We start from the raw sequence: 12,852 nt of genomic DNA, 5'->3' as shown, positions 1-12,852 counted from the left end.
CATTAGGATGGAAATCTCCAAATCAGGTACTAAAGGATTATCTGGCATCTGTGTAACATATGTTTGACAAACCTACAGCAATTCATGGATTTTATACGTTTTCCCTTAATTTCTTAAAATTTAAGATTTGTTACAGAGCTATGAAACAACTACTCCGTCTTTTGCTTTTACCGTAACAATTGCTCCGGTTTTCAGAATCTGTGTTGCATTTTTCGCTCCTATAATAACCGGGATATCCCTGCTTAAACCAACAATTGCTGCATGCGAATTCTTTCCGTCCTTCTCACATACGATCGCTGAAGCAGTTTTTAACTGCTCCATGATATTATTGCTGGTTTCTTTCATAACGATAATATCACCGGAATTGTAGTTTTTTATTAATTCTTCCTCTGAATCAGCTACACACAAGGGGGCACATACAGATTTTTCGTTTACAGAAACTCCCTTAACCAGAATGTGTCCAACTACATGTACTTTGATCAGGTTGGTTGTTCCGGTAACGCCAAGCGGAACCCCCGCAGTAATAACAACGATTTCTCCATCCTTAATATAATGGTTTCTCTTAGCCGCCTCTACCGAATGCTCAAACAGATCATCAGTATTATTCTCCTCTGCGATCAGAAGTGGCTGAACACCCCATGAAAGGTTCAGCTGTCTGCAGACCTTCTCAACCGGTGAACATCCGATGATCGGGCATTTCGGTCTGTATTTGGAGATCATGCGGGCAGTTTTTCCGGATTTGGTTACAGTTACGATTGCCGCCGCACCAAGATCGATCGCAGTTGTGCAAGTCGCATGAGAAATAGCGCTGGTGATATCCGGATTCTGGATATTTCCTCTCTCATAAAAACGTTTTGTATAATCAATATCTTCTTCTGCACGCTCTGCAATCTTGATCATGGTATGAAGCGCCTCTACCGGATACTTACCTGCTGCAGTCTCACCGGAAAGCATGATTGCACTTGTTCCGTCGTAGATCGCATTTGCAACGTCTGTCGCCTCTGCTCTCGTTGGTCTTGGATTCTTGATCATGGAATCAAGCATCTGTGTCGCTGTCACAACCTGTTTATCAGCATTGTATACTTTCTTAATGATCATCTTCTGGATAACAGGGACATCTTCTAACGGAATCTCAACACCCATATCGCCACGGGCTACCATAATACCATCTGACACGCGGATGATCTCGTCGATATTCTCAACTCCCTGCATATTCTCAATTTTGGAAATGATATTGATATTATCGCATCCATGCTCATCTAAGATCTTGCGGATCTCCAATACATCATCTGCAGTTCTTACAAAGGAAGCAGCAATGAAATCAAAATCATTTTCTATACCGAATATAATGTCCGAGCGATCCTGGTCGCTGATATATGGCATAGACAGATTTACGCGTGGTACGTTTACCCCTTTGTGATTTGATACCGGTCCGCCATTTACCACACGACAAACTATCTTACTCTCTGATACCTGTTCCACTGTCATCTCGATCAGTCCGTCATCGATAAGGATCGTATTACCCGGCTTTACGTCATTTACAAGGTTCTTATATGTGATCGAAACCATCTTCTCATCACCCTCTACCTCATCGGTTGTAAGTGTGAATGTCTGACCCGGTTTCAGTTCGATCTTTCCGTTTTTGAAATCTTTAACACGAATTTCCGGTCCCTTTGTATCAAGCAGTGTTGCAACAGGAAGATTCAGTTCTGTTCTGAATTTCATAATACGTTCCATATTGCGTTTATGCTGTGCATGATCTCCATGTGAAAAGTTAAATCGAGCAACATTCATTCCCTCGATCATAAGCCGTCTTAAAATATCATCATCATCCGTTGATGGTCCTAATGTACATATAATTTTTGTTTTACGCATACTGCCTCCTAATAGTTATTTTATAATATAATGAGAAACTGTTATCAGTCTCCATAATAATCTTCATCCGGTACATGTTCTTCCTGCGCTCCTGTTTCCGGTTTCTCCGGTATCCGCAGGATCTGATCTGCATATAATTTAATTGCTGCTATCAAATAAACAAATGTTATGATCACACACAGAATATACATAAATACAAACTGACCTTTTAATACATATCCGGCGATCAAAACAGCAGCCGCAAACCATGGGGTTCTGACAAGCGTTGATGCCTTTACAATATCTGAAAAACTGACCTCGTCACTTATACCAAATATTCGTTTTATTGCATTTATGATAAATCCCCATATCAGAGTTGCAATATAATAAATAAATATTAACAATACTGCCATCACAAGCGTAATACCTATCAGAAACGGTGTATCATAGCGTCTTGTAAACGTAAGCAGAATCTCTTTATCATATATATCCCTCTTCTCGATTGACCGGAGATGACTGTATACGCTGCTCCAGCTGATACGAGTAGGCGCATCATCACTGTATAAAAGAATCTCCTGATTCGATACAACAACCATTGTTCTATAATGTCCCTCTTCCAACAGCTCATCGATCTCATCTGATTCTGTATCATAATCAGTAGAATCAATCCGGATATAAGCACCACCCGGTCGCTTCATCTCATACTTTTTCTTACAGTAAAAACCGTCCTGACTAACACTGAAATAAGCAATCCTGTCATCAATTGCATCTGCCAGTCGATTATATCCGATCTTTTTACTCACAGGAATATAGAAAACAACCATCGGCAGCAAAATACTGACACAAATAACCAGCACATGTATAGCAAACCAAGAGCTTTTCCTTCCTGTCTTTATATATTCCGACGGACGAACCAGGCCTTTGAACATTCCGGCAACCGTCTTAAAAAAACCTACTTTTTCTTCCATGTGTTTTTCCCTTCCGTATCAATTATTTTGTCGTTTTATTCCACAGATATTATAAGTATAACATCATCCGATCATCTTTTCACTAAAAAAATCCGTCTTTTGGGTAAATATTCAGTAAAGACTCTTGACATATGTTTTACAAACGCAGCTTTTCTTTATATTGTAAATCTTAAATCACGTCCATATATTGACTTTTGTATGTAAAAAAAATATTATGTTTCTGTATGTAAAAATACAAAAACGTCTTTTTTACAATAGCAAAGGATTTATTTTTACATATGCTTATAAAACATTTTCACTCAAAACAAATGGGAGGTTATTTATCTTGAAAAAACTAGTCACAACCATCCTGTGCGGTATGCTTACCGGCCTTGCAGCATTCTCTATGCCAAAAAATGCCGGACATGTATCCGCACAGGCAGCTTATACCTATCAATCACAATCCGGCGTTTCCGCTTCCGGCAGCCATACGGACTCATCTTATGAAGACGCAATCAACACTATGGTTGCAAACGGAACCTTTGATCGTTCGTCCCTGACGGATGCACAGGTTGCATATATCAATCAGAAATACGGCGAAGATCCTGAGGCATTCAGCGAACTGCAGAAACAGTCAGATTATAACAGCAGTCCATCTCTCGCAGCCATCAACACCGGCAGTTATTCCCATGACAGCCAGTTCGACGGCTACGATGTGATCGATGGTATCGACATCTCCAGATGGCAAGGAAAAATTGACTGGAAAAAAGTAAAAGCAGATGGTGTCAAATTTGCGATCATCCGTGTAGCGCTTCGCACAACAGAATCCGGTGTACTGGAAGCAGATGCATTATATAAGGAAAACTTACAAGGTGCTATCGACGCGGGTCTGGATGTAGGCGTCTATATCTACTCACAGGCAATCAGCACAGCGGAAGCCAAAGCGGAAGCTGACTTTACAATGAACCTGCTCAAGGGTTATGACATCAACCTTCCTATTGTTATGGATTTTGAATATTATACAGGCAACACCGGCAGACTTGCACGCGCACATCTAAGTGTTGCTCAGGCAACAACGATCTGCAATGCTTTCTGTAAAGAGGTGGAAAGCAAGAATTATACCGCTATGGTATATGCCAACAAATCCTTACTTACAAATGATGTGAATTCAAATGCGATCGCAAAGAACTACCAGATCTGGCTCGCCCAGTATCCGGGATGGGACAGTGCGACCGGAAGCATTCATGCATCATTTGATGGTAAGTACTCCTACTGGCAGTACACATCTTCCGGTTCCGTCGATGGAATCGCAGGCAGAGTCGATATGAACTTCCGTTATGTCAAGAAGCCTGCCGCTGTCAAGAACCTGACAAGAAAGACCGCCAGCATGTTAAGTATAACTTTGAAATGGAATAAGGTTCCATATGCTTACGGCTATCAGATCTATCGTTTGAATAAAGAAACCGGAAAGTATGAGAAGATCGGCAAAACAACCGGTGCCTCAAAGACGACCTACATCGACAAGGATCTCGAGATCAATACTTTATACAGTTATCAGGTCCGCGCTTATTATAAGTTGAAGGATGGCAACTATTATGGTGCGTATTCCACTCCGGTACATGCAACTACACAGAAAAAGACAGTTACAAATGCAGCTGTATCCAAAAAGGCAGAGACATCCCTCACAATAACATGGGACGCGCAGACAGAAGTCAGCGGCTACCGGATCTCCAGATTGAATGCGTCAACCGGAAAATATGAAACCGCTTCCTATGTAGAGGGCGCTTCTTCAAACACATGGAAAGACACAGATCTTAACTGTGGTACTTCTTATTCATATAAGGTTCGTGCCTACTATGTAGAAGACGGCAAAAAAGCTTATTTTGATTACTCAAATGTCGCAACAGGAAACACAAAACCGGGCAAGGTATCCGATGTAACGGTATCTGCAACAAAGAATTCCGCTACGATCCGCTGGAATCCACAGGTAAATGTATCCGGCTATAAGATCTATGTGAAAAACGATGCAAATAAATGGTCACATCTCAAAACGATCAAGAACAAAAATACAACATCCTTCACACACACAGGTTTAACCGGCAATAAAGAATATACTTATTCCGTCATTGCTTACTATACAAAGAGCGGCAAAAATACAAACACCGATCGTTCCGATTCCGTAACAGTACTGACCAAACCGGCAGCTGTTAAGAATTTCAAAGCCGAAACCATCAAGGCTGACACCGTGAAGCTGACATGGAAGAAGGAAAGCAATATCGACGGCTACCGTCTGTATGTAAAAGAAGATGCAGCCGGTTCTTCATGGACAAAGATTGCAACGATCACATCTGCAAAAACTACAACATTTACACAGAGTGGTCTTACATCCAACAACGGCTATAAGTTTCAGATCAAATCATACAGGAAATATAACGGCAAGACGTACACCGGTGAAAGTGTTACAACATCCGCAAAGATAATTCCCCAAAAGGTAACAAATGTAAAGGTTAAGAGCTATGGCTCCAAACAACTCCTGTCATGGGAACCTATCAAGGGTGTGAATGGCTACTACATTTATCGTTATGATACCAAAGCAAAGAAATATAAGAAGATCAAAACGATCAACAATGGAACTCAGTTCATCTACTGTATAAATGCAAAGGCATCATCCAAATATAAATATCATGTTACTGCATTTAACAAGATCGGAAAAACTGTATATAAAGGAAAACGTTCCGCTGCCGCTTCAACTGTAAAAACAACCCAGAAGGTTAAAGTTGCATGCGGTGTATTAAATGTAAGAAAGGGTGCAAATACAAGCAGCAAGATCCTGACAACCGTTACAAACGGCAAAACGCTCACTGTAAAGGGCATCCGCACAAGCCGCGGCACAAACTGGTATAAAGTTTCCTTTAAAAAGGGACGCAAAAGCTACACCGGCTATGTATCCGCAGACTATGTAAACCTTAAATAAGCAATTCAACTAATAAGTAAACATACAGTATAGTATATAAAAAAGATGTCATTACTATTATGAAGCAAGCCTTATCCGAGGCTGGTACTTAAGCAGCGTATTTTGCTGCTTTATGTACCACTGCACGAGGATTAGAACGGAAGTGTCTTGCGTAATAATATGTAATAGCATCTTTTTTATTTTAATTTATAATATATATTTACTTATTAGTTGAATTGCCTAATGAAAAGGTATAGCCGATCCCGCGGACAGTCTGAATGTAGACCGCATCCTCTTCCAGCTTATCGCGCAGACGTTTGATATAAACAGACAAGGTATTATCATCTACGAATGCTTCATCTACATCCCAGAGCCGTTCAATCAGCTGTTTTCTGGTAAGTACTTGATCCGCATGTGTCACCAGTTCTTTTAATAAACGGAATTCGCTCGGTGTACAGTCTACATTTCGTTCTTTCTGATAAATCTTATAAAGCCTGTTATCAAGTCTTGTATGTCCGAATATAATGTCCGCTTCCGTTTCTTCCTTCTTTTCTTTTGTATCGGAATTATATTTCTGCCGACGCAAGATAACTGCAATCCTTGTCAGAAGTTCTTTTACGCGATAAGGCTTTGCAATATAATCATCTGCCCCAAGTTCCAACCCCTGTACCAGATTCACCTCATCAGAAACCGCCGTCAGGAATATGACAGGAACATAATTATCATGTTCTCTTATATATCGGCAAAAATCATAGCCATTTCCATCCGGAAGCATCACGTCTAATAATACAAGATCGATGTCCGGGTGTAACAGTGCTTTCGCTTCTGCCAGATTCGAGGCTTTCACGACTTCGTAATTTTCAGTTTTTAATGTATATTCTGTTCCCATTGCAAGTGCAAAATCATCTTCCACCAACAAAATCTTTTCATTTGCCATCTCTCATACCTCAATTATTTATCAAGTGCAAAGAAGCATACCGCACTCACCAGACTGATCATAACGCCCGCTGCCAATAGATAAAATCCTGCTCCGTATCCGGCAGATCCTGTATAACCGCTTTCGCGCATACTCTCTGTAGTGTCGTTCAATATTTCACGAATTGCCCGGATCGTCTGATGGTGTCTTATAATAAATAATCCAACACCCGAAGCTACAACAGGAATAAACATATTCAGATTAAATATATTCCATGTATCATGGTCGCCTGCAAAATAGATCAATATCAATACAATTCCGGCAATTCCCGCAAGCAAAATAAAATATGGCACAACACGCGTAAAAAAGTTGATTTCTCCCATACCGCTATATTGTGTTGCCAGCTTTTTCAGATTCAATAAAGGATACCCCTGCTTCAAAGTCTCTACATCCTGTATCGTAAAACGATATCTGAAATACGGAAAAAAACCGGACAAAAGTATACAGATCATGCCAACCAGATACATCCGGCTGAACTTATTTACCTTCATACACCCTCCATGTCAGATATTATTTGATACGGAATGTTGCCTTCACATATCCATCTGCAAACAATACATAATCCCTGCCATCATATGCCCATTTCAGTTCTTCTTCTGCATATGACGGTTCCACAAACTTCACATCGATTCTCGCCACATCATCTGCCTTTACAGCGGCGGTACGAAGGAGAAGCATCCCCTGTACAACCGGATGGTCGGTCAGATGAATCTTGTTTTGATCACCCGTCTCCTTACTGAAGCTGTAAACCTCTTCTTTTGAAAATGTATGAAAATCCTCTGCATTATCATAAGAAGCTGCTTCCACTCGTTTCAACTCTTTCTCTTTATCAGATGGTTTTACCAGAGTTACCGTAAATTTCTCTACAGGTGACTCCTCACCATCTACATAACCAAGGATCGGAAGAATATACATAAATGCATTCTCCTTTACGGCTCCGAATTCGTAGCGGATGCTGCCTGCCTGTCCTGCCTGCTCCTTCTCTGCCATATATGATATCTTCCCGATAAATGCTCCCTGATAAGTGGAGGCATCCATCTCTGTCATCTTCGTGCCAATCGCCATCATTCTGTCATAAATGTTCATGTTGTACCTCTTTCTTCTTAAAACAAATTATTTGTCCGTAAATCCTTTATGTCGGATCTTATTTTCATTCTTTTTTATAATATAATTTTCTTCCCGAAAATTCAACAACCGCAGTTAAATCTTACATCCCGACACTATTTCGTCCCACCGGTCGACTGAATCCTCTGTATATAGACATTAGCAATATTTTCGTTATGAATTGTACTTTGCCAGCGAATGCGGGTGCATGTCCGAGCCAAAGGCGAGTTTGCACTGAAGCATGAGCGGATCAGGCAAGTGCAATGCATAGAAAATATGCGAGTCTAATACAGAGGATTCAGTCGGCCGGTGGGACGAAACAATATCGATTAAAAGTCCATGCGGGTGCCGGGCTTTGGTGCTCCGACCTCGTACCCCTGCTCACGTATCATCTGCAGATCTGTCTCAAATGTAATTCCTGTCGTTGTCAGAAAGTCACCGCTGATAACCGCATTTGCACCGGCTCGAAGTGCCGCCTTTCCATTATCAGGCAAAAATGCCCTTCCGGCAGCCAAGCGGATAAATGTATCCGGCAGAACAAACCGAAAGATTGCAACCGTACGAAGAAATTCATCTTCTTTCATCGGTTCCTGATGCTCAAAATAAGTTCCCGGAATCGGATTCAACATATTGATCGGAACAGAATCCACATCCAGCTCTCTCAAGGAAAATGCCAGATCAATTCGATCAGAAAGTGTCTCTCCCAGTCCGATCAGTCCGCCACTGCACACCTTCATGCCGGCTGCTTTCGCCGCCCGGATACTTTTTCTCTTATCATCTGAGGTGTGCGTAGTACATAAGGTCTTAAAGAATTCATCCGATGTCTCCATATTATTATGAACCATCGTCATCCCTGCTTCATGCAGCTTCATGAAATCCTCCTTATCCAACATACCAAGGGATGCGCACACATGGATATCCGCAGTTTTTCTTATATCCGCAACATTTGAAACAGCAAGCTCTACCTCTTTTTTCGACAGTCGCCTGCCAACAGACACCAGTCCATAACGATAAGAGCCTCTGCTCTTATCCTGAACCGCTATATCCGTCAATACCTTCTCGCCCAGCACACATTCTGCCGGAACTTTATCCTTTGCTCTTGTTGACTGTGCACAGTACAGACAATCCTCGCTGCATTGTCCTACCTTGACCGCCGCCACAGAACAGACATCACAGACATTTCCACAAAAATGCAGTCGAATCCGGTCTGCCGCCTCAGATAGCTCTGTCAGGTCAGCTTCCATAAGCAATCCGGCTTCCTCTCTGCTGATGCGATAACCATTCACTATCCTTTCCTCTAACTCTTTCAGTTCTTCCTTTTTCATCATTTGCTTATTGTCCTTTATTAAGAAATATTGCCCTTTTCTTTAAAACACATAATAGCTTAATAACTTCATCCAATCTTTATTAATATACCATCTAAACAACATCTTGTGAACTCCCCAATGTTCCACATCGCCACGCCCGGCTTGTCCTCGCACCTACCCACTACCGGCTATGTATTACCCAACTTCGTGCCTGCCTACTACCGGCTGGATTCTTTGCATATAAACATAAAGCAATATTTTCGTTATGAACTTGTACCTTGCCCGCGAATGCGGGTGCATGTTTGAGCCGAAGGCGAGTTTGCACAGGAGCATGAGCAAATAAGGCAGGTACAGTTCATAGAAAATATGCGAGTTTATATGCAAAGGATCCGGCCGGAAGGGAGCAGACATGAAGTAGGTGGGTGGACAGCCGGGAGGGGACAGGACAAAACCTTAAATCTCATTTTTTCAGCATTATTCTCTTTTATGTTCTTCTAAAATATAGTAGAATTAATTCGTATGGGGTCATTTAAGGTCGACCCGCAGGAGGTTATGTATTTATGATTAATATTTTAGTAGTAGAAGACGAAAAGCCAATCGCCAATCTGATCAAAATGAGTCTTACAAAGGCGGGATATTCCTGTACCTGTATCTATGATGGTCTGGCTGCAGCCGATATATTAGAAGAAAATCCGTTTGACCTGGTTCTGCTCGACATCATGCTTCCGGGTGCATCCGGTTATGATGTCCTTGAATATATAAAACCGTTAAAAATCCCTGTAATCTTTATCACAGCAAAGAATTCCTTAAACGACCGTGTTATGGGTCTGAAGATGGGAGCCGAAGATTATATCGTGAAACCATTTGAGATCGTCGAGCTTCTTGCAAGGATCGAGGTTGTACTCCGGAGATATAATAAGCTGAATACAACGATAGCCATACGTGATCTGATGATCGATACTGTCGCAATGAGCGTTACCAAAAACGGCAGGGAGATTCCTCTGACAAACAAGGAATATGAACTGCTGCTGTTATTTGCACAGAATCCGGGCGTTGCCCTCTATCGTGAAACGATCTATGAACGTATCTGGGGCGGCGACTATCCATGCGACAGCCGCACAGTTGCGCTCCATGTTCAGCGTATGCGTAAAAAGCTCGGACTGGAGGACTGCTTAAAAACCATTAACAAGATCGGATATCGTCTGGAGATCTAAAAAGGAGTTTCTATGAAATTTAAGCATAAACTGGTATTATGTATGGTTGTACTTCTGGGACTGTCCTTCGGTCTGGGAGGAACCATACTGATCCACCGATCATTCAAAACCTCGTTATCTTCCACCATCGACAGTGACCTGCTAAATTATGAGAGTATTCAGAGTACTCTGCTGATTGCTGTTGATACAAATTCTGTATCATCTTATATCGACATGTCTAATATCATTAACCAGCTTTCCGCCCAGGGCAACTCCAACCGCAAGAATATCATTCTTCGAAATTCGGATATGGAAGTCGTAAGCATCATGAATTCATCCTTTACATATAAAGAAATGAAACCATCGGATGAAAATACCTGTAATTCGATCATTTGGAGAGAAAATAATAACTACTATCTGCAATTATGCAGTTCCATGGATATCAATACAGAAAATCTGGACATCTCACAGATGGACATTGTCTATGACATCACTTCCGTGTATGCTGCTCGTGCGCAGGAACAGAATACATTCCGTCTGCTGTTGATCGCGATCTTCGTTGTCGGAAGTATCACATCCATGATCGCAGCCAGCCTGCTTACAAAGCCGTTGGAAAAATTATCATCACTTGCGCAGCATATCTCCCACGGTGATTACTCTGCCCGTCTGCACATCCACTCCGGCGATGAGATCGAGGCACTCGCAAATGATTTCAACAACATGGCAGATACTATCGAAGATAACATCTCAGAGCTTCATTTCTCTATGGAAAAACAGGAACAGTTTATGGGAAGCTTCGCACATGAATTAAAGACCCCTATGACTTCGATCATCGGTTATGCCGATCTTCTGCGAAGCCAGAATATGAGTGAAGACGAAACAAATGAAGCAGCCAACTATATCTTCTCAGAAGGAAAACGTCTGGAGAGCTTATCCTTGAAATTACTAGATCTGCTGGTCGTTAAGAATCAGGAAACTATATTGACACCGACTGATCCGGCCCTTGCGGTCCGAAATGTAATCAATGTTATGAAGCCGGAGCTGGCAAAGGAACATATCACATTAAAGTCAAGCTGCCGAAAGGGCTGCTGTATGATGGACATTGACCTCTTTCAGTCTCTGATCATCAATATCATTGATAACGCCAGAAAAGCGATCGACGACAATGGTCTTATCCATGTAGCCGGAACCGTAAGGGATGATAATTATGTAATCATTATCAAAGATAACGGACGGGGAATGCCACCGGAAGAAATCACACGAATCAGTGAAGCTTTCTACCGAATCGACAAATCCAGATCCCGTGCGCAGGGCGGCGCCGGACTCGGTCTTGCCATTTGCAGCAAGATTGCAGAGATCCATCAGGCTAAGATCAAATACAAGAGTGCCGTCGGACGCGGTACGGTTGTCACTATTACATTACCAAATATAAAGGAGGCGGCACATCATGAGTAACGAAGAAAATAAAGAATCTGTCATTGCTTCCTATGAACTGACCGCTGCCCATAAGGAAGACGATGATATCTCTGAATCAGAAGTAAATGATATGATAAATGAAAGTGAAGAAGGTACTGTTCCCTCTGTCGAACATACCGGAAAAGCACGCGGTATTCTTCATTTCCTATACAAGAATCTTCTCTGGTTTATAATATGCATTGCAATTTTTGTGATCTGTATCATTGCCTCGAATCTGTATTTTCGTATTCAGGACAGGAAAACATTGAATTCCGTATCCAGCCATGAGATCAGTCCGAACAATCTCGATGTAACAAATAAACTGACACTGCTTGAGAAGATCAACATCATAAACGGAGAATGTTATTATACCGATCTGAACTTTGATTATACGGACAAGCATTCCTACAGTGAGATTCATGATATAACCGTAAATGAACTGACATCGTATTTCTCAGATTATTTTTCCTGTGATTTTACTGTAAATGGTATCTACGAGATGTATATATCCAAATATCTCGCAACCTCAGACGAAGATTCTTACCGCAGTTTTACGATATGGGTGGTTAATATCTACTATTTTGGATTTGAAATGAATTGCTTCCTGGATTATGACACAAACAAACTGATTACATTTACAATGAATCTGGATCCTAATTCCAACACTTTCTATAGTGAAGGAAGTCTGGTAGAACTGGAATATTACAATGATTATATACTTCCACTGTATAACTTTTTAGGAAGCCATGTCGGTAATTCAACTACGTTCAGTGACACTTGTTTTGACACTCTATACGATATATTAGCCTCTTATTATGAGCTCAGCTTTGAGAAAGGATCCGGAAGCGGTGCAGGTATGACTCCAACAAAGATACCGGATTCTGATCTGCAGTTATTTGAAAAGCTAACAGGAACACCTCTGACCGCTCATACCTATTATACTTACACTACTGAGATCACTATGGAATTAGACGTCGATACAACAGAAGAATACAACTTTTATATGAAAAACGGATTGTTCTTCTACCAGATGAACCGATATTTTTATAATTAACAGATGCTT

10 protein-coding genes are annotated in these 12,852 nt (G+C 41.3%); 4 read left to right on the top strand and 6 right to left on the bottom strand.

Annotated features, from left to right (window positions below; genetic code table 11):
• Window positions 1-138 precede the first annotated feature (138 nt).
• Together pyk and GT641_RS06105 are read right to left on the bottom strand one after the other, a co-directional pair.
• Complete coding sequence (gene pyk, locus GT641_RS06110; protein ID WP_008400269.1) at window positions 139-1,875, bottom strand: pyruvate kinase; 1,737 nt, start codon at window positions 1,873-1,875, stop codon at window positions 139-141.
• Window positions 1,876-1,919: 44 nt separating this feature from the next.
• Window positions 1,920-2,822, bottom strand: coding sequence for a DUF1189 family protein (locus GT641_RS06105; protein WP_008400271.1), 903 nt, complete (start codon window positions 2,820-2,822; stop codon window positions 1,920-1,922).
• A gap of 325 nt (window positions 2,823-3,147) precedes the next feature.
• On the opposite strand from GT641_RS06105, the gene GT641_RS06100 reads away from it, so the two are divergent.
• Window positions 3,148-5,775 (top strand): GH25 family lysozyme, encoded by a 2,628-nt coding sequence (locus GT641_RS06100; RefSeq protein WP_161117074.1) that lies wholly within the window; start codon window positions 3,148-3,150, stop codon window positions 5,773-5,775.
• Window positions 5,776-5,974: 199 nt separating this feature from the next.
• Here GT641_RS06100 and GT641_RS06095 read toward each other — a convergent pair whose 3' ends face one another.
• The 4 genes from GT641_RS06095 to bioB form a co-directional block, all read right to left on the bottom strand.
• The gene (locus tag GT641_RS06095; RefSeq protein WP_161117073.1) at window positions 5,975-6,691 is read right to left on the bottom strand and encodes a response regulator transcription factor; all 717 of its coding nucleotides are present in this window, start codon (window positions 6,689-6,691) and stop codon (window positions 5,975-5,977) included.
• Between the two features lie 14 nt (window positions 6,692-6,705).
• Complete coding sequence (locus GT641_RS06090; protein ID WP_161117072.1) at window positions 6,706-7,221, bottom strand: hypothetical protein; 516 nt, start codon at window positions 7,219-7,221, stop codon at window positions 6,706-6,708.
• Window positions 7,222-7,240: 19 nt separating this feature from the next.
• Complete coding sequence (locus GT641_RS06085) at window positions 7,241-7,816, bottom strand: hypothetical protein (RefSeq protein ID WP_161117071.1); 576 nt, start codon at window positions 7,814-7,816, stop codon at window positions 7,241-7,243.
• A 347-nt stretch (window positions 7,817-8,163) separates the two neighbouring features.
• Window positions 8,164-9,162: a biotin synthase BioB gene (bioB, locus tag GT641_RS06080; RefSeq protein WP_192919810.1), complete on the bottom strand. Its 999-nt coding sequence runs from the start codon at window positions 9,160-9,162 to the stop codon at window positions 8,164-8,166.
• Between the two features lie 539 nt (window positions 9,163-9,701).
• Here bioB and GT641_RS06075 point away from each other — a divergent pair.
• From GT641_RS06075 to GT641_RS06065, 3 genes are read left to right on the top strand one after another with little or no spacing between them, the layout of a single operon-like run.
• Window positions 9,702-10,355, top strand: coding sequence for a response regulator transcription factor (locus GT641_RS06075; RefSeq protein ID WP_008400283.1), 654 nt, complete (start codon window positions 9,702-9,704; stop codon window positions 10,353-10,355).
• 12 nt (window positions 10,356-10,367) lie between these two features.
• Window positions 10,368-11,789 (top strand): HAMP domain-containing sensor histidine kinase, encoded by a 1,422-nt coding sequence (locus GT641_RS06070; protein ID WP_161117070.1) that lies wholly within the window; start codon window positions 10,368-10,370, stop codon window positions 11,787-11,789.
• Window positions 11,782-12,843 (top strand): hypothetical protein, encoded by a 1,062-nt coding sequence (locus GT641_RS06065; protein ID WP_161117069.1) that lies wholly within the window; start codon window positions 11,782-11,784, stop codon window positions 12,841-12,843. Before GT641_RS06070 ends, GT641_RS06065 begins: the two co-directional genes overlap by 8 nt.
• Window positions 12,844-12,852 lie beyond the last annotated feature (9 nt).

The sequence above is a fragment of the Clostridium sp. BIOML-A1 genome, from assembly GCF_009874105.1.
In the GTDB taxonomy this organism is placed as follows: Bacteria; Bacillota; Clostridia; order Lachnospirales; family Lachnospiraceae; genus Coprococcus.
Note: the sequence above shows the minus strand (reverse complement) of the source record. Positions and strands in the feature narration are given on the sequence as shown.

Coding starts and splice junctions, on each gene's coding strand:
- GT641_RS06105 (WP_008400271.1), bottom strand. CDS start 2,822: ATGGAAGAAAAAGTAGGTTTTTTTAAGACGGTTGCCGGAATGTTCAAA.
- GT641_RS06095 (WP_161117073.1), bottom strand. CDS start 6,691: ATGGCAAATGAAAAGATTTTGTTGGTGGAAGATGATTTTGCACTTGCA.
- GT641_RS06075 (WP_008400283.1), top strand. CDS start 9,702: ATGATTAATATTTTAGTAGTAGAAGACGAAAAGCCAATCGCCAATCTG.
- GT641_RS06085 (WP_161117071.1), bottom strand. CDS start 7,816: ATGAACATTTATGACAGAATGATGGCGATTGGCACGAAGATGACAGAG.
- GT641_RS06090 (WP_161117072.1), bottom strand. CDS start 7,221: ATGAAGGTAAATAAGTTCAGCCGGATGTATCTGGTTGGCATGATCTGT.
- pyk (WP_008400269.1), bottom strand. CDS start 1,875: ATGCGTAAAACAAAAATTATATGTACATTAGGACCATCAACGGATGAT.
- GT641_RS06070 (WP_161117070.1), top strand. CDS start 10,368: ATGAAATTTAAGCATAAACTGGTATTATGTATGGTTGTACTTCTGGGA.
- bioB (WP_192919810.1), bottom strand. CDS start 9,162: ATGATGAAAAAGGAAGAACTGAAAGAGTTAGAGGAAAGGATAGTGAAT.
- GT641_RS06065 (WP_161117069.1), top strand. CDS start 11,782: ATGAGTAACGAAGAAAATAAAGAATCTGTCATTGCTTCCTATGAACTG.